Below are 18261 nucleotides of genomic sequence, written 5' to 3' on the forward strand. Positions count from 1 at the left end.
GATATCATTGAATAAACAAGATTATACATCTAGACAACTTTTTGTATAGGAGTGTTGATATGTTAAACAAGTTCAAATTTTTTTGTTGTATTTTAGTAATGTTCTTACTTCTATCGCTATCCCCTTTCCAAGCACAAGCAGCAAACAATTTAGGTTCAAAATTACTCGTTGGATACTGGCATAACTTTGATAACGGTACTGGCATTATTAAATTAAAAGACGTTTCACCAAAATGGGATGTAATCAATGTATCTTTTGGTGAAACTGGTGGTGATCGTTCCACTGTTGAATTTTCTCCTGTGTATGGTACAGATGCAGAATTCAAATCAGATATTTCTTATTTAAAAAGTAAAGGAAAGAAAGTAGTTCTTTCAATAGGTGGACAAAATGGGGTCGTTTTACTTCCTGACAATGCCGCTAAGGATCGTTTTATTAATTCCATACAATCTCTGATCGATAAATACGGTTTTGACGGAATAGATATTGACCTTGAATCAGGTATTTACTTAAACGGAAATGACACTAACTTCAAAAACCCAACTACCCCTCAAATCGTAAATCTTATTTCAGCTATTCGAACAATCTCAGATCATTATGGTCCAGATTTTCTATTAAGCATGGCCCCTGAAACAGCTTATGTTCAAGGCGGATATAGCACATATGGAAGCATATGGGGTGCATATTTACCAATTATTTACGGAGTGAAAGATAAACTAACATACATTCACGTTCAACACTACAACGCTGGTAGCGGGATTGGAATGGACGGTAATAACTACAATCAAGGTACTGCAGACTACGAGGTCGCTATGGCAGATATGCTCTTACATGGTTTTCCTGTAGGTGGTAATGCAAATAACATTTTCCCAGCTCTTCGTTCAGATCAAGTCATGATTGGGCTTCCAGCAGCACCAGCGGCAGCTCCAAGTGGTGGATACATTTCGCCAACTGAAATGAAAAAAGCTTTAAATTATATCATTAAAGGAGTTCCATTCGGAGGAAAGTATAAACTTTCTAATCAGAGTGGCTATCCTGCATTCCGCGGCCTAATGTCTTGGTCTATTAATTGGGATGCAAAAAACAACTTCGAATTCTCAAATAACTATAGAACATATTTTGATAGTCTTTCCTTGCAAAAATAACAAAGTAAAACTATAATTAGCCCTCATCAATCGGACATTTATGGGCAATCCATGCAGGATAAAAACAGCAATAGGTCCCTTTATAGGTCCTATTGTTGTTTTTTATTTATGAAAATTACTTTGTCACATCTAAAGTTTTAAGAAACTGTTTTCCATCGACCAACATCGCACGTTCCTCTGAATCATATTGTTAAATATTCTAGTCACTCTTTTGCTTCAACACAAAAACTGAAAGTTCAGGTACACTACAAAATCTAACAGGCATCCTAGTAGTCCCAATGCCACGATTTACATATAAATATAACTGCTTACTCTTCCCCTCTACTTCATACATACCTTCAACATAGCTCTCAGCTAGTTTGGTAGTAATTAACGGACCTACAAAAGGGATTTGGACTTGCCCTCCGTGACTATGTCCTGACAGTTGAAGATCAACTGGGTAACGATTTATTTTGGTTACAACATCCGGCTCATGTACTAATAACATGTTGAAATCATTTTGTTTCAAGTTTTTTAAAGTTAAATCTATTTTCGGCTTCCCTAATAGAAAATCATCCAAACCTGATATTGTAATATATTTGCCGTTTTCCACTTTAATTTTCTGCACTTCATTTACTAATACAGAAAAACCAGCTTCCTCCATATATTTTTTGTAAAATAGACTACCGCCCCCGCCCCTATCATGATTCCCAAACACAGCATATTTCCCTAAGGGAGCGTGAATTTTCTGCAAAATAGCCTTCGCTTCTTCTCTTTCCGCACTATAAGACCCAAATTTATCTATTAAATCTCCGGTAAAAACTACTATATCTGGATGTAATTCATTCATCTTCTCCACTAAATGTTCAAGTTGCTTCAGTGTAAACTCTGGCCCTAAATGTACATCTGAAAACTGTAATATTTTTTTATTATTAAATTCTTTAGGAATTGCAGAAGCTTCTATTTCATTCCACGTAACTGTTACTAATTTTCTTTCTATTTCTGTCGCATAATAATACAAACTTACTGGTATCATTAATATACTTATAAAACTAATAATAAATATCTTTATGATTGATTTTTTTCGTTCTTTTTTTACATGATTCGTATTCATGTTTTCACCTCTAGAAACACTTTAAATCCTTATTGTTACATTAATGTGACAACATGAATACTATTCTTATTATGTAATTCCTTCCCTATTCACTTTGACAATTTTATACAGAAGTCATAACATATTTTTATAATACATATATTTTTGAATCTTTTTCTATTCATTCCATTATTTTATTACGGAGGGGTTATTCATGTCTGTATTTACACCAGAAGAAATTACGGAACTTGCTGCGAATTCAGGAAGGAAAAAAGCTCATTTATCATTGCTCCCTATGCTAATTCTTGGTTTTTTTGGTGGTGCTTTTATCGCATTAGGGTATTTACTCGATATTCATGTTATTGGGACAATGCCAAAATATTGGGGATCATTTTCTAGTTTTCTAGGCGCTGCTGTATTTCCTATTGGTCTTATTCTCGTTATTCTTGCAGGCGGTGAACTAGTAACCGGTAACATGATGACAGTTTCTATGGCCTGGCTCCAAAAGAAAATTACTTTATTTTATTTCATACGAAATTTAGTTATTGTTACATTTAGCAATTTCATAGGGGCTGTATTTGTAGCCTACTTTTTCGGTCATATCGTTGGCTTAACTGAGGGAGCTTTTTTAGCGAAAACTATTTCTATCGCTCAAGCGAAACTACAAGATACGCCATTGCAAGCATTTATTTCTGCAATCGGATGTAATTGGCTCGTTTGTTTAGCTGTTTGGCTCAGTATGGGAAGTAAAGAATTTATCGGAAAGATTATCGGTATTTGGTTCCCGGTTATGACTTTTGTTGCGATTGGATTTCAACACGTTGTAGCCAATATGTTTGTCATCCCAGCCGCGATTTTTGCCGGTCATTTCACTTGGGCTGAATATTTTCCAAACTTTATTTTTGTTTTCTTTGGAAATTTAGTAGGAGGTATGTTATTTGTAGCACTACCTTACTTCATATCTTATAATAAGAAACTACCTGCTCATCAAGAGAAGACTGAAATGAAGAACAAATCTCTGTCCGCTTAAATGGAATGTCTATAAAGTGCCCTAAAAAATATTACAAATTTCATTTTTTTTGCGAATATATGTACGTACACTTGTTCTCGAATGTTTTATACGTTATAATAACAACTTAAATAGCATTATTTACATATGAGGTGAAAAACATGAACAAAACAGAATTAATTAAAAACGTAGCACAAAATGCTGAGATTTCTCAAAAAGAAGCTACTGTAGTTGTACAAACTGTAGTAGAATCAATCACTAACACTTTAGCTGCTGGTGAAAAAGTACAACTTATCGGATTCGGTACATTCGAAGTTCGCGAAAGAGCTGCTCGTACAGGCCGTAACCCACAAACTGGTGAAGAAATGCAAATCGCAGCTTCTAAAGTACCTGCTTTCAAAGCTGGTAAAGAACTAAAAGAAGCTGTAAAATAATGAAAAATATCCTTCTCATTTATGAGAAGGATATTTTTTTCATAACATAATTAATAAAAATCTGACCATTATGTTGTTTCTTTTGTTCTTTTATGCAAATAAAATCTTTACTTTCAAAAAAAGGTTTTGCGGTAATGCTCGCCTCTGTATATATCTCCCTATGTCCCAAATTCACTGCTTCTTTTTCTAACTTCTGTAGTATGTATGAAGCGACTCTTTTCCCTTGATAATCTTTATGCGTAAATAAACGATCTACGTAACGATCATCGTTATAATCCCCAAACCCGACTATCACACCTTTATGATCCGCTACATAGCTAATATTCTTTTCTAAAGACTGTAACCAATTTTCTCTATCTAGTCGCTCCGGTGCCCACGCCTGTAGCTGTAACTCATTATAATCTTTTGCATTAACCTTATGAACTGTTTCATAGAACAATTGTAATACTTGATCTAAATCTTCTTTCTGGAATGTTCTAATTATAATATCTTTTAACATATATAAGTCTCCTTACGAAACTACCTCTTAACTTTTCTACTACATACGATTCTATATTTCTGCTTTATTATATCGTTTTAATTTCTATACGAACAAAAAAACAATACTTATTCAAGTATTGTTTTTTAATTCTATTCAATTACTTAATGTAGCTTTTTAAGGTTTTAATTTAACTCTTTGTAATCGTAATGCATTTAATACAACGGATACAGAACTAAATGCCATCGCTGCTCCAGCAACCCAAGGGGCTAAAAAACCTAATGCCGCAATTGGAATTCCTAACGCGTTATAAGCTAATGCCCAGAATAAATTTTGTTTAATATTTCTTATCGTCATTTTACTCATAAAGATCGCATCAGCAATACTATTTAAGTCACCGCGGATTAACGTTATATCCGCTGCTTCCATCGCTACATCCGTTCCCGTTCCAATTGCCATACCAATGTTCGCTGTAGCAAGAGCAGGAGCATCATTTATCCCGTCTCCAACCATCGCTACTTTCTTACCATTTGCTTGCAGTTTTTTCACTTCTTCTGCTTTTCCTTCTGGCAATACTTCTGCAATTACGTGATCAATACCAACTTGCTTTGCAATTGCCTGAGCAGTTTGTGTATTATCTCCTGTAATCATCACAACGTCTAGACCCATTTTTTTCAGTCTTGCGATAGCTGCTTTTGAAGTATCTTTCACAGTATCTGCAACGGCAAATATACCAGCATATTCTTTATCGATTGCAATAAGCATTGCTGTTTTTCCTTCTCGTTCTAGCGCTTCCATTGATTTAGAAACTTCTTCAATATCAATATTGAATTTCTTCATTAATCGACGTGTACCAATTAATAAGTGTTTTCCTTCTACAACTGATTCGATACCAAATCCCGGAATCGCTTCAAACGTTTCTGAACTTGGGATATCAATTTTCTTTTCTTTAATTCCTTCTACAATCGCTTCTGCAAGTGGATGTTCAGAATTTCTTTCTGCTGCCCCTACTAATCTAAGCAGTTCATTTTCATTGAATCCATCTGCTACAATTACATCTGTTAACACCGGCTTCCCATTTGTCACTGTACCCGTTTTATCTAAAATAACCGTATCTAATCTGTGCGTTGCTTCTAAATGCTCTCCACCTTTAAATAAAATACCATACTCTGCTGATCTTCCTGATCCTGCCATAATAGATGTAGGCGTTGCAAGACCTAATGCACATGGACAAGCGATAACAAGTACTGCTATCATTTTCTCAAGTGCTCCGCCAAAATCACCAGGTGTAACAAATATCATCCATACTGCAAATGTGATAATCGCAATCACAACTACAACCGGTACGAAAATACCTGAAATTTGATCTGCTACCCTTTGAATAGGAGCTTTTGAACCCTGTGCCTCTTCTACTACTTTAATAATTTGAGCTAATGCAGTATCTCTTCCTACCTTAGTTGCTTTCACTTTTAAAAATCCATTTTTATTTATTGTAGAACCTATTACTACATCCCCAATTGACTTATCAACAGGAATACTTTCACCCGTTAACATCGATTCATCAATCGCTGACTTTCCTTCGACAATCTCACCATCTACTGGTATTTTTTCACCAGGCTTTACATAGACGATATCACCAGCTACTACTTCTTCAATCAAAATTTTTATTTCTGTTCCACCTCGCACAACTGTAGCTGTCTTCGCTTGTAAACCCATCAATTTTTTAATTGCTTCTGATGAGCGCCCTTTTGCTTTCGCTTCAAATAATTTACCTAAAATAATTAATGTAATAAGTACCGCACTCGTTTCAAAATATAAATCTGTCATATGTTCCGAAGAACCAATAGATTGAATACTTAAATATACACTATAAAAATAAGCGGCCGACGTTCCAAGCGCCACGAGAACATCCATATTCGCACTTTTATTACGTAACGCTTTATAAGCCCCAACATAAAACTGCCCACCAATGATAAATTGAACAGGAGTTGCAAGTGCTAGTTGCACCCAAGGGTTCATTAACATATCTGGTAAATAAATAAACGACGTAAATGAGAAATGACTAACCATTGCCCACAATAATGGGAAAGATAAAATAAACGAAATAATAAACTTCTTCTTTTGTCTTTCAATTTCTTGTAATCGATGATCAGTTGATGCATCTTGATCATCTGGTTTCACTTCTAATTTATATCCTAGCTTCGTAATCGCGCTCTTCATTTCATTTACATTAACTTCATCATGATTAAAGTCTACTGTAGCTGATTCTAAAGCAAAATTTACTGTCGCTTTGTTCACACCATCTAACTTATTTAAACGCTTTTCAACTCTATTTGCACATGCTGCACATGTCATTCCTGAAACAGTAAATTCAGCTTTATCACTTACAATTCCATATCCTAACGATTCAACTTTTTCTTTAAATTGTTGCAGATTTGTTTTAGTTGGATCGTACATTATTTTTGTTTTTTCAAGCGCAAAATTTACATTTGCCTCATGAACACCTTCTACTTTTTTTAGACCTTTTTCAATTCTATTTGCACATGCCGCACATGTCATTCCTGATATTTGAAGATTGGCCTCTTTTTGTTCATTCATGTCTCTCACCTCTATATACCCTTATGAGGTATAATTATTAGCAAAATAAATCGTACTTCGTTTAAAGTACGATTTATTTCCATATCTAAAAATAATTACTGAACATCGTATCCTTGGTCTTCGATTACAGCAACGATATCTTTTAATGTTACGGCAGACGAGTCGATAGTAACTTCAACAGTTCCTTCTGCTAATTGAACCTTCACTTGTTCAACACCGTTTAGCTCTTTCACACTGCTTTCGATAGCATTTACACAATGTCCACAAGACATACCTTCAACTTGTAATGTTAACTGTTCCATTTAAAATCCTCCTCTTGTTTCTTCATTATTTGTTAATCACAATTACATCTTACCATACCCCCCTAAGGTAATCAATGGTTTTGTATCATGATTTTTCAATTATTTTCTAAAAGTTTATTTTACACACACTTTTTCACATCAATACCCCGAAATCTTATTATGAAGGTAAACAAAAAAAACAAGCCAGTGACATACTAGCTTGTTTTTACGCTTTTGAAAAACGTTCAAATACAGTCATTAATTCTTCAATTGCTTCGTCACCATTGCCATCTTTAATAGCACCTGAAACACAATGACTTGTATGGTTTTTTAATACACCCATTCCTACTTTTTTCATCGCTGCATTAATCGCTGAAATTTGCACTAAAATATCCACACAATAGCGATCATTTTCAATCATATTTTGAATACCGCGGACCTGTCCTTCAATCCTCTTTAATCTATTTATAATTTGTTCTTTTTCTTTTTCTGATCTATGTGTTACCGCTTCATGCTCTTTATGACCCATATTATCACCTTCTTAAAGTTTCTCTTCATCCAATAAAACAATTGCTTTTACGAGTATACCAATTATAGCATTAATTATCTATGTATGATACCCCATATGAGTATATTTCCGCTTTATGATTATTCTTAACAACTCATTAGCTTCTTAATCTCAATTTTCAGTATACCCTTTCTTTTTGTCAAAAAAATCATTATATCTCTCATCAAAGTTCAATAAAAAGAAACAAGAATAAGCGGGGATTACCCGCCCCCGCTTATTCTTTGTCTATAATATTAAAAACTTAATTTTCAGCTATTTAATCCAACAATTTTTTCTTTCCATATATGATTATTGCTGATCGCATACTTTTGTATCATTCACTACTGAAGTTCCTTCAACGGTTACCGTATGAAAACAGTCATTTACTCGAACTGTTACAACATTATCTTGCCGATCAATGATATGATATTCATTAAAATTTTTATTCAGAGCACTGCGAATTTGTTCTCCTTCATAAATTGGGATGCCATGCGATAAAACCCAAATAAGTCCAGCGATAGCAAGAATAGTTTTCATACGATCTACCTCCTTGGGAATATAGTGAACTTTTAATCCATACTTTTTCAGCTCTACAAATCATGATCGGAATAAACCAAGCCTTTTTGGAAATAAGTTCATTTCGTCTATTTTATGTTTATGCTAATTGTGACCGTTTTGTGACAACTTTTTGTCTCTTTAGACGAAAAGTTGAAACAAAACTTTCAAAAAGGACAATTCTACATATCAAAAAAGGTTATGGAATGTTTCATCCATAACCTTTTTTCCTATACGTAACTAATAAATCTCAATCCTTTACTTAAAGAAGTCGGCACAACAGATGCATGATTCTCCCCTTCAGCTTCATAAAACTTAAATTTAAGTTTATCGTGGTTTACTTGGAGAAGGCGCTCTGATAATTCATTTGCGCCTACAACCATATGCTCTCGTTCTAGTGACCCAACTGTAAGGAACACTCCTGTTTCAAACTTAGCATTGTTTAATTCATGTATAAGGTTCTCTTCTTTTTCAAGTACGGATTGGTTATTCCACCATATAGATGGACTACTAATAAAATAATTTTGAAAAGCATTTAAGTTTGTAAATAGTATATAAAGAGCAAATAGTCCACCTAAAGAATGTCCAAATAACGTTTGCTTACTTTTATCGATCTCAAAATTCTTTTCAATTTGTGGTTTCAGTTCTTCTTCAATAAAAGTAAAGAAATTATGTGCTCCTCCTGTTTTAGGCCACGGTTTACCGTCTGGTTTTAAAGGGGCATCTTTTGAAATTACGCTAGGCGTAAAATCATAACATCTTTCTTCCCCTGAAAATGCGCCTTCAATTGGATAACCCAATCCTACTATAACAGCTGGTGAAACACCGGTTTTTTCCGCTCTTACTGATTGTATTTTAACTGCTTCATGAAATGTTTGAAAAAAGGCATTGCCATCTAATACATAAATGACAGGATATCCTGAATCCGGTGCTGGTTGCCTCGGCTTTGAAATATGAATTTGATATTCCTTACCTTCTAATTTTGAATACATTTTCCACTGTTCTGTATTAGATGTTATAATCTGCTGTTTTTCAACTGTAGTATTCACCCTATCCCCCCCTTTTTAACTTGTTACATATATTTCGATTTTTTCTTCTTGAGATACAACGCTATCATAACCGAAACAAACAGGAGCCCCGTTATACGGATCTATCATGACACGTGCATCAATATGAAATACTTCTTTTAACACTTCATTTGTAATGATTTCTTCTGGGCTACCAGTTGTAACAATTTCTCCTTCCTTCATTGCAATAATTTCATCTGAAAACCTTGCTGCATGGTTAATATCATGTAATACCATAACAACCGTACAATTATGTTCTTTATTTAACTTCTCCACAATTTGTAATACATCTAATTGATGAGACATATCAAGGTATGTAGTTGGCTCATCTAATAGCAACACTTCTGTCTCTTGTGCTAATGCCATCGCTAGCCATACCTTTTGTCTTTGACCACCTGATAAATTTGCAATTTGTCTCGTTCGAAATTCAGAAGTTTTCGTTATATTTAATGCCCAATCAATCATTTCTTTATCTTTTGTCGTTAACTTATTTACGTTATTTCGATGTGGATAGCGTCCATAAGAAATTAATTCTTCCACTTTAAGTTCACCTGGTGCAATTGGAGTTTGCGGGAGTAAAGCTAACTGCTTCGCAATTTCTTTCGTTGAAATTGTATGTAAATCTTGCCCTTGTAAATATACTTTTCCGCTTTTTTGTTTTAAAATTCTTCCCATTGTTTTTAACAATGTTGATTTACCGCAACCGTTCGGACCTATAATTGTCGTTACTTTTCCTTCTTGTATTTCCACATTTAAATCGCGAAACACTGTAAGCTTTTCATAACTTGTTTCTAAATTTTTTGCACTTAAAATACTCACTTTTATTCCTCCTCTTACGCTTTCGCCTTATAAAGTAAATATAAGAAATACGGTACACCGACAATAGAAATAACGATTCCAACTGGTAACTCTACAGGTGTGAAAACTGTTTTTGCAATAAAGTCTGAGGCAACTACAAGAAACATTCCGATTACGCCGCACGTGGGAATTATATACTTATGTTGAATACCGACAAGTCTTTTCGCTATATGCGGTGCCATTAAGCCAATAAAACCGATACTCCCTGAAACAGCAACACATGCACTCACAAGCCCGATACTGCTTAATAATAAAATCGATTTCTCTCTTTCTACTGAAACACCTAAACTTGTAATACTCGTTTCTTCCAATTGAAATAAATCTAGTAAATATGCTTTCTTTTGTATAAGTGGAATTAAAATAATAAGCCATGGTAACATAGCCACAATATACTTCCAGTTCGCACTATATATGCTTCCAGAAACCCACACTGCAGCCATCTCGAAATCAGTTGACTTCATTTTGAGTGATAAGTACATAGAAAAGGCCCCAAATCCTGATCCAATTGCAATCCCTGTTAATAAAAGTCGCTGCGAATCTAATTTACCGTTTTTCCAAGAAAAAAGATAGATGATAATAGCAGCACCTAATCCGCCGACTAAACCAAACATTGGCATCATCATAATAGAAACCCAGTCTGTGCTTTTTAATTGTCCTTGAAAGAAAAACATAAAAATGACGATCGCTGTTCCCGCACCGGCATTTACTCCTAAAATACCTGGGTCTGCCAATCCATTTCTCGTAATCCCTTGAATAACGGCACCCGCAACACCAAGGCCTAATCCTACTAATCCAGCAATTACGATACGTGGAAGACGAAACTCAAAAATAACTAAATCATGTTCTGGTACTGGATCAATTCTAAAAAGTGTTTTAAACACATCTGTAATCGTAATGTCGAACGTACCATTTGTTAAACTAATATAAATAGCACATAGTATTAAAAATATAATAATCCCCATCGTCATTCCGAAACGTTGACTTGAACTTTTAAGCATGTCTCTCTCCTCCTCTTGTACGGATTAAATAAAGGAAGAAAGGAATTCCAATTAAAGATGTTACGACTCCAATTGGCGTTTCAAATGGATAATTTACAAATCTACTTAAAACATCACATAACGCTAAGAAAACCCCACCAATAACGCCTGCACATGGCAATATCCATTTATAATCTACTCCAATTATAAAGCGGGTAATGTGCGGAATAATTAAACCTACAAAACCAACTTTTCCTACTAAAGCAACTGCTGTTCCTGTTAAAAAAATTACCGATAAAATTGCCATCGCTTTAACTAGTTTTGTACGCTGTCCTAAATTAATAGAAACCTCTTCGCCTAATGAAAGAATGGTAATAGATTTTGATATTAACAATGCTAAAATTATTCCAATTATCCCAAACGGTATCGTGATTTTAATGATATTAGGATCTACTTGATCTAACTTTGCATTAAACCAAAAACTAACATTTTGAGAAATTTGGAAATACGAAGCCATGGCAGCCGATACACTGCTTAAAAATGTTCCAATAACTGTTCCGATAATTGCTAACCTAACTGGTGATAAGCCATTTTGAAGGAGCGAACCAAAACCAAACACGATACCGGCTCCGAGTGCAGAACCAATCATTGAACATACAACCATACCAATTGATGACATTCCTGGAAGAAAAATCATACAAAGTGTAATAACAAAGGCAGCACCATCCGTCACACCCATAATAGAAGGGGATGCAAGATAGTTTCTTGTCATCCCCTGCATAAGTGCTCCTGATATGGCTAGAAATGCTCCGACTAAAAGAGCTGCAACTACCCTTGGTAAACGTGAAGTAATAATAATATTATGATTTACATCACTTGAATCAAAATGAAATAATGCGTTCCACACTGTTTCAGCATCAATACTTTTCGCCCCATACAAAATCGAAAGTATAACTGTAAATAAGATGAGTATGGGTGCTATACATAATATAGTTACTGGTACTGCATTTGTTTTCTGCATATCATTCAACGCACCTTACTTATTGTATTATTTAGATAAATTTTTCACTGCTTCTTTTAAGAAGGCAGTTTTACTCCAAGCAGTACCACCTTGTGCCATTGGATCTACAACGTTTACAAATACTTTCTTTTCCTTCGCAGCATTCATACTTTGCCAAATTGGATTACTTTCAATTTCTTCTAACACTTTTGGATTTTTATTTTCACTTGCCTCATATTGTAAGAAAATATAATCTGGGTTAAGTTCAGCAAGTTTTTCAAATGAAATTTTCTCTTGTGCTTTTACAGTTTTCAATTGTTCTGGAGCAGTTAGTCCAAGATCTTTATAAATTACAGGGTTGAAGTATACTCCTTCTGGATATAGGAATAATTCATTTGCTCTTAGTCTAATGACAAGTACTTTTTTATCTTTTAACTTATCTCCTAGTTTTGCTTTTGCTTTTTCAGCGTCTGAATTGTAGTCTTTAATAATTTTTTCTGCTTTATCTTTTTTACCAGTTAATTCTCCCATTAACTTTAAGTTATCTTCCCAATTTGTTGAAACGTGTGATACCGGGAATGTAGGAGCTACTTTCGTAAACTTTTCAGCTGTTTCTGCTGGGAATTTCGTACTTGATGTAATCACATCTGGTTTTAATTGTAGTAATGTTTCGAAATTGGGTTGCATTTTCTCACCAACAGATTTCGCACCTTCTAACTCTTTTTCCAGGTACTTTGGTAGTTTACCACCTACAGTAATGGCACCAACTGGTTTAATTCCAAGTACTGCCGCATCTTCCATTGACTCTAAACTAGCTGTCGCAATTTTATCTACTTTTGCTGGCACTGTATATTCTTTACCTAAATATGTAATTTTTCGTTTTTCATCTTTTTTCGTTTCCGTAGCTTTTGTCTGTTGTTTTTGCTCGCCTGAAGTTTTATCCGCACTATTACATGCCGCTAAACCTACACTTAAAACTGTAACCATCCCTAAAGTAAATAATTTCTTGTTCATCTTTATATGTCTCCTCTCAAATTTTCAAACTATATTCTCAATAGAATTTAACTATATGAATCTTATCCCATATATATATTTCATTAGATTAATAATTTTATCCAGAACTCATTCACGTTCACTTCCCCTAGACTATAATTCTTTTACGCCTTCATCACTTGATAATCTTTTTCACTGATAATGATTATCGTTACTAAGTATATATTTAATATGAAATTATTTCAAGAATGATTTGAAAAATTTTAACAAACTGAATTAAAAAAAGAAGTATCTCCCTAATATTAGGGAGATACTTCTTTTTTTAGAAATTTATATGCAATTCAACTGGACAATGGTCTGATCCCATCACTTCACTATTAATTTTCGCTTCTGTTATTTGGTCTTTCATTCTTTCCAAAACAACAAAATAATCTAAACGCCATCCGATATTTTCACCTTTGTAATCTTGCTCTTACATTTATGAATACATACATACGCACTTTATTCAGGTTATACTAATTTCAGAGGTGATGTTCTTTGCATAATGAAGGAGTTATATTAACAAATGAGTATTGGCAAGCAATTATTCATAATGATTCTTCCTATGATAGCAAATTCTTTTATGCTGTGAAATCAACTGGAATTTTTTGCAGGCCATCATGCAAATCAAGAATACCGAATAGAAACAATGTACGAATTTTTCATCATGCAGAGCAAGCATTAAGCGAAAACTTTCGCCCGTGCAAACGTTGTAAGCCAAATGGGATCACTTTACCTAATGAAGAGTGGGTAGAACCAATTAAAGACTATATCGAAAAGCATTATGACGAATCCTTAACTCTCGACATGCTTGCGGAAATGTGTCACGGTAGCCCTTTTCATTTACAGCGTACTTTCAAAAGAATAATAGGGCTAACTCCTATAGAATATATACAACAATTCAGGGTTCTTAAAGCAACCAAATACCTTTTACACACAAATCAATCTATTAAAGAAATTAGTACTGCTGTCGGGATAGAAAACCCAGAGTATTTCGCAACTTTATTTAAAAAGAAAACCGGATTTACTCCTACTGAATATCGAAAAAAGAACGAAATGAAAGAGGGATACGATAATGAATTCCTACAAAAATAATTATATATATTGGACGCTACTTACACATAAAAATTGGCGATTTCATATTGCTGCAACTGAAAATGGACTATGTTTCATTGGATCACAAGACGAAAATTTTGAAGAATTAAATATATGGGCTAGAAAAAAACTGCCCCAACATATATTGATTCATAGTCCAGATTACTTGCAAATATATACGCAAGAAGTTATCGAGTATTTAGAAAACAAGCGAGAAACTTTTACATTTCCTATCGATGCTTATGGAACTAATTTTCAATTATCTGTTTGGAATACGGTACGTGAAATTCCTTATGGAAAGACATATTCTTATACAGAAATTGCTGAAAAAATTCAAAAACCTAAAGCTGTGCGCGCCGTTGCTTCTGCTATTGCTGCTAACCCTCTCCTTATTACTATTCCTTGTCACCGTGTTATTGGGAAGAATGGGAAACTAACCGGATTTAGGGGTGGATTAGAAATGAAGAAAAAATTGCTTACATTAGAAAAGTTATAGGTGGAATTCATATGACAGCAGAATATAATAGCGCATTATCTATAGCAGTTCCAAAAGAATTTTGTTTCCAAGAAAATTTACGTTATCTATCACGTTCTAACAATGAATGTATGTTTCATATTGAAGACAATAAAATTTATAAAGTTATCCCTGTTCAAGATGTAAATCCTTTAGTTGAAATTAGTTTGAATACTGATGGCAATATTCAAATACGTTTTTTAGGAGAGTTATATACTCATGAAAGATGGGTAAGCGATGCTGTAGCTAACTATGTAAAAGAATGGTTTGATTTAACTACTGATTTAGCTCCCTTTTATACATTAGCTAAACATGATTTACTCCTTCAAGGACCAATTGAACAATATTATGGCCTTCGTAATTTAGGTATTCCAGACTTATTTGAGGCACTTTCCTGGGGAATTATCGGTCAACAAATTAACTTAACATATGCTTATACGCTAAAAAGAAGATTAGTTGAGCAATTTGGCAGTTATGTAGAATGGGACGGTAGAAAGCATTGGATATTCCCATCACCTGAAACAATTGCAAATCTACATGTAGAAGATCTCCAACAATTAAAAATGACGACTAGAAAATGTGAATATTTAATCGGTATTGCGAAGCTTATTACAGAGAGAAAACTATCAAAAGAGGATTTACTGCAAACACAAGATGTAAAGGTTGCTGAGAAACAATTAACCGCTATCCATGGTATAGGACCATGGACTGCCAACTATGTTTTAATGCGTTGTTTAAGATTTCCTTCAGCTTTTCCAATTGATGATGTTGGTCTCCATAATGCAATTAAATTTATAACAGGTTCCGAAAATAAACCGACTAAAAATGAAATAAAAGGTTTCGCGGCAAACTGGGCTAATTGGGAGTCTTATGCGACTTTTTATTTGTGGCGAGTACTATATTAAAAAAACCAAGTAGCACATTCGTACTACTTGGTTCTTTTTTAAGCTTGCTCCTCAAAACGTCTTGCAATTTCCACAATAACTTGAACGGCTTTTTCCATAGTATCTACCGAAACATATTCAAATTTACCGTGATAATTTTCACCACCAGTGAAAATGTTCGGCGTCGGTAATCCCATATATGATAATTGTGATCCATCTGTGCCTCCGCGAATCGGATGAATATTTGGTTCAATGTCTAAACTTTTCATTGCTTCATATGCAATATCAACAATTTCTCTTACCGGTTCAATTTTTTCAAGCATGTTATAGTATTGATCGTTCATTTCTAAAACGACTGCATCTTCGCCATACTTTTCTTGCATAGTCTTCACAATATTTTTAACGTTATTTTTACGCGCCTCAAAATTTTCACGATCAAAGTCTCGAATAATATAATACGCTTTACTTTGCTCAACATCACCATTTAAAGAAAGTAAATGATAGAATCCTTCATAGCCTTCTGTATATTCTGGCGCCTCTTCTACTGGTAAATACCCGTTAAACTCCATAGCCAGTTTAGTAGCATTGCGCATTTTATTTTTCGCTGTTCCAGGATGTGTATTCGTTCCGTTAAACGTTAACTTAGCACCTGCAGCATTAAAACTTTCATACTCTAAACCACCTAATGGACCTCCATCCATCGTATAAGCGAATGATGCACCAAACGCTTCTACATCAAAATGCGCTGGCCCACGACCAATTTCTTCATCCGGTGTAAATGCTACTCTTATTTTCCCGTGCTTAATTTGCGGATTATGTATTAAATGGTTCATTGCAACCATAATTTCTGTAAGACCAGCTTTATCATCTGCTCCTAGAAGTGTTGTACCATCAGTTGTAATAATGGTATGTCCTTTATATGATGGTAATTCCGGGAACTGCTCTGGTGTTAACACAACATTTAGCTCTTCATTTAACGTAATTGCATTACCATCAAAATTTTCATGAATTTGTGGTTTGACGTTTTTCCCTGTAAAGTCTGTTGCTGTATCTAAATGGGCTAAAAATCCAATTACAGGAACATCCTTGTCCGTATTAGCTGGAAGTGTTGCCATTACATAGCCATTATCATCCATCGTTACTTCTGTTAAACCAATTTCTTTTAGCTCTTCCACTAATAACTTACCAAACTCAATTTGTCCTGGTGTTGTTGGTACTGTATGGCTTTCTTCATTTGATTGCGTATCAATTTTTACATATCTCGTAAATCTTTCAATAAGTTCTTGTTTCAAGTTCATTCACTCCCTTTTATGTTTCTCCCTCCATTATAATCCTTAAAACGAAATATTTTAACTTTTTTGACTGTGAAGATGTATATTTCATTTACATTGTTAACACTTTTAAACGCATGATAAAAAGACATAATATTTGTACATTAAGACCGTAACAGGTAACATACATAATTATAAAATATGGGAGGTTTTAAAGATGAGGCTAACTCTCTTTCGCTATTTTCTTTTTTTCTTAGGATTAATTTTCTTTGGCCTTGGAAACGCTCTCGCAGTCAAAGTTAAATTTCTCGGCTTGCACCCCTGGGAAGTTTTAAATATGGCTCTCTACCAAAAGTTTGGATGGACCATCGGTACGTGGAGTGTCATATGTGGGTTATGTCTCGTTCTAATATCTTTACTAGTAGATCGAAAATATATAAATGTGGGGACATTTTTGAATGCACTACTTATCGGTCCCATTATGGACTTTTTCTTACAATCAAACATGCTTCCAGAAGCTAGTAATTATTTATGGATAAACTTACTCATTTTATTTTCTGGTATTGCCATTACAGGTATCGGTGGAGGTATGTACGTTGCAGCTGGGATTGGCGCTGGACCCCGTGATGGATTCATGCTTACTATTTCAGACAAAACAGGACTTTCTATTAGCCGTGCTAGAATCATAGTAGAATGTATTGTACTAGTTATTGGATTTATGCTAGGAGGTCCTGTTTTCATCGTAACTTTTCTGTACACCTTTATTCAAAGTCCAATCTTTCAGCAATCATTTAAGATGTTTCAAACACTTTTACATACTTTACATGGCAAAAAGAAAATTAGTGAACATCTTTAAAGTACAGCTTAATACAAATAAATCCACCCTATTTACGACTCTCACCGTAAATAGGGTGTTTCTGTTTTTATCTCGCAATTTAAGAATATATACTACTCATTTACAATAAAAGTATATACATCATCATAAATACAGCCATTTACTTTAATCACATACTTCCCAGGTTTATTAAAACTAATTGTGTATTTATTTAACTGAATTGCTTCTTTATCTCCAGAAAGAATATCAATACTTCTGCCACTTAATACATACAATTCATTTAGATTCATCGTTACATCAATTGTATTGAAATTTTCTACTTTCACTTGCTGTGCTTCCGCAACGCTTACACTTGGTTCTAAAAACAGTAGTCCACTTAATCCAATCGTCCCCGCTAAAGCAACTCCCGCAAACTTTTTAATCTGTTTCATTACAATGACCTCCTTATAGATTTTGCGTAAAGGCAATGTCTCCCTTACACCACAAAGCCTATATGTAATGAAATGAAAAGTAAACGGGGACTGTAAGACAAAATTCTACATCTTTTTCTCCTATTGAATATAAATCCAACGTTTGGAGTTTTGACACATTTAAAATTGTTTCCCTAAACCA

The 18261-nt window shown here is 34.3% G+C and carries 20 protein-coding genes and 1 pseudogene; 7 read left to right on the forward strand and 14 right to left on the reverse strand.

Annotation, left to right across the window (positions count from 1 at the left end):
- The first annotated feature begins 59 nt into the window (after positions 1–59).
- Positions 60–1142 carry a chitinase gene (locus MKY21_RS18650; protein WP_061664184.1) on the forward strand — a complete coding sequence of 361 codons (1083 nt, stop codon included), beginning with the start codon at positions 60–62 and terminating at the stop codon, positions 1140–1142.
- 199 nt (positions 1143–1341) lie between these two features.
- Here the strand turns inward: MKY21_RS18650 and MKY21_RS18655 are convergent, their stop codons facing one another.
- Positions 1342–2235, reverse strand: a complete 894-nt coding sequence (locus MKY21_RS18655; protein ID WP_061664182.1) for a metallophosphoesterase — start codon at positions 2233–2235, stop codon at positions 1342–1344.
- Positions 2236–2428: 193 nt separating this feature from the next.
- Between MKY21_RS18655 and MKY21_RS18660 the strand changes: the two genes are divergently transcribed.
- Together MKY21_RS18660 and MKY21_RS18665 are read left to right on the forward strand one after the other, a co-directional pair.
- On the forward strand, positions 2429–3244 hold the full coding sequence (locus MKY21_RS18660; RefSeq protein WP_000110537.1) for a formate/nitrite transporter family protein: 816 nt from the start codon (positions 2429–2431) through the stop codon (positions 3242–3244).
- A 140-nt stretch (positions 3245–3384) separates the two neighbouring features.
- A complete protein-coding gene (locus MKY21_RS18665; RefSeq protein WP_001043904.1) occupies positions 3385–3657 on the forward strand; it encodes an HU family DNA-binding protein in 273 nt (90 codons plus the stop codon).
- A 19-nt stretch (positions 3658–3676) separates the two neighbouring features.
- Here MKY21_RS18665 and MKY21_RS18670 read toward each other — a convergent pair whose 3' ends face one another.
- The 11 genes and pseudogenes from MKY21_RS18670 to MKY21_RS18720 form a co-directional block, all read right to left on the reverse strand.
- Positions 3677–4156, reverse strand: coding sequence for a GNAT family N-acetyltransferase (locus MKY21_RS18670; protein WP_341077139.1), 480 nt, complete (start codon positions 4154–4156; stop codon positions 3677–3679).
- A 156-nt stretch (positions 4157–4312) separates the two neighbouring features.
- A complete protein-coding gene (locus MKY21_RS18675; RefSeq protein ID WP_001005323.1) occupies positions 4313–6733 on the reverse strand; it encodes a heavy metal translocating P-type ATPase in 2421 nt (806 codons plus the stop codon).
- Between the two features lie 95 nt (positions 6734–6828).
- Positions 6829–7035 (reverse strand): copper chaperone CopZ, encoded by a 207-nt coding sequence (gene copZ / locus MKY21_RS18680; protein WP_000436973.1) that lies wholly within the window; start codon positions 7033–7035, stop codon positions 6829–6831.
- A gap of 205 nt (positions 7036–7240) precedes the next feature.
- Positions 7241–7543 carry a metal-sensing transcriptional repressor gene (locus tag MKY21_RS18685; protein ID WP_000509876.1) on the reverse strand — a complete coding sequence of 101 codons (303 nt, stop codon included), beginning with the start codon at positions 7541–7543 and terminating at the stop codon, positions 7241–7243.
- Between the two features lie 327 nt (positions 7544–7870).
- Positions 7871–8098: a hypothetical protein gene (locus tag MKY21_RS18690; protein ID WP_000849103.1), complete on the reverse strand. Its 228-nt coding sequence runs from the start codon at positions 8096–8098 to the stop codon at positions 7871–7873.
- Positions 8099–8346: 248 nt separating this feature from the next.
- Positions 8347–9165, reverse strand: a complete 819-nt coding sequence (locus MKY21_RS18695) for an alpha/beta hydrolase (protein ID WP_001098703.1) — start codon at positions 9163–9165, stop codon at positions 8347–8349.
- 15 nt (positions 9166–9180) lie between these two features.
- Entirely contained in the window at positions 9181–10002 is an 822-nt protein-coding gene (locus tag MKY21_RS18700; RefSeq protein WP_000025773.1) for an ABC transporter ATP-binding protein, read from the reverse strand.
- Between the two features lie 14 nt (positions 10003–10016).
- Positions 10017–11039 (reverse strand): FecCD family ABC transporter permease, encoded by a 1023-nt coding sequence (locus MKY21_RS18705; RefSeq protein WP_000920451.1) that lies wholly within the window; start codon positions 11037–11039, stop codon positions 10017–10019.
- Entirely contained in the window at positions 11032–12039 is a 1008-nt protein-coding gene (locus MKY21_RS18710; protein ID WP_001173058.1) for a FecCD family ABC transporter permease, read from the reverse strand. The genes MKY21_RS18705 and MKY21_RS18710 overlap by 8 nt, the downstream gene beginning before the upstream one ends.
- A gap of 27 nt (positions 12040–12066) precedes the next feature.
- Positions 12067–13032, reverse strand: coding sequence for an iron-hydroxamate ABC transporter substrate-binding protein (locus MKY21_RS18715; RefSeq protein WP_001035506.1), 966 nt, complete (start codon positions 13030–13032; stop codon positions 12067–12069).
- A gap of 301 nt (positions 13033–13333) precedes the next feature.
- Positions 13334–13471: pseudogene (locus tag MKY21_RS18720) on the reverse strand (exodeoxyribonuclease III); the annotation flags it as partial.
- A gap of 77 nt (positions 13472–13548) precedes the next feature.
- On the opposite strand from MKY21_RS18720, the gene MKY21_RS18725 reads away from it, so the two are divergent.
- Genes MKY21_RS18725 through MKY21_RS18735 form a run of 3 tightly spaced genes read left to right on the forward strand, consistent with a single transcriptional unit; the run spans position 13549 to position 15564 of the window.
- Positions 13549–14145: a bifunctional transcriptional activator/DNA repair enzyme AdaA gene (locus MKY21_RS18725; protein ID WP_341077144.1), complete on the forward strand. Its 597-nt coding sequence runs from the start codon at positions 13549–13551 to the stop codon at positions 14143–14145.
- Positions 14126–14641 (forward strand): methylated-DNA--[protein]-cysteine S-methyltransferase, encoded by a 516-nt coding sequence (locus tag MKY21_RS18730; RefSeq protein WP_001089837.1) that lies wholly within the window; start codon positions 14126–14128, stop codon positions 14639–14641. The genes MKY21_RS18725 and MKY21_RS18730 overlap by 20 nt, the downstream gene beginning before the upstream one ends.
- 11 nt (positions 14642–14652) lie before the next feature.
- On the forward strand, positions 14653–15564 hold the full coding sequence (locus MKY21_RS18735; protein ID WP_000123499.1) for a DNA-3-methyladenine glycosylase 2: 912 nt from the start codon (positions 14653–14655) through the stop codon (positions 15562–15564).
- Positions 15565–15602: 38 nt separating this feature from the next.
- Here MKY21_RS18735 and pepT read toward each other — a convergent pair whose 3' ends face one another.
- Positions 15603–16835, reverse strand: a complete 1233-nt coding sequence (gene pepT / locus MKY21_RS18740; protein WP_000807014.1) for a peptidase T — start codon at positions 16833–16835, stop codon at positions 15603–15605.
- A gap of 196 nt (positions 16836–17031) precedes the next feature.
- On the opposite strand from pepT, the gene MKY21_RS18745 reads away from it, so the two are divergent.
- Positions 17032–17670, forward strand: a complete 639-nt coding sequence (locus MKY21_RS18745) for a YczE/YyaS/YitT family protein (protein ID WP_001241259.1) — start codon at positions 17032–17034, stop codon at positions 17668–17670.
- Between the two features lie 92 nt (positions 17671–17762).
- Here the strand turns inward: MKY21_RS18745 and MKY21_RS18750 are convergent, their stop codons facing one another.
- Positions 17763–18080 carry a hypothetical protein gene (locus MKY21_RS18750; protein ID WP_000809495.1) on the reverse strand — a complete coding sequence of 106 codons (318 nt, stop codon included), beginning with the start codon at positions 18078–18080 and terminating at the stop codon, positions 17763–17765.
- Positions 18081–18261: the final 181 nt, after the last annotated feature.

Source organism: Bacillus sp. FSL R9-9497 (assembly GCF_038005805.1).
In the GTDB taxonomy this organism is placed as follows: Bacteria; Bacillota; Bacilli; order Bacillales; family Bacillaceae_G; genus Bacillus_A; species Bacillus_A cereus.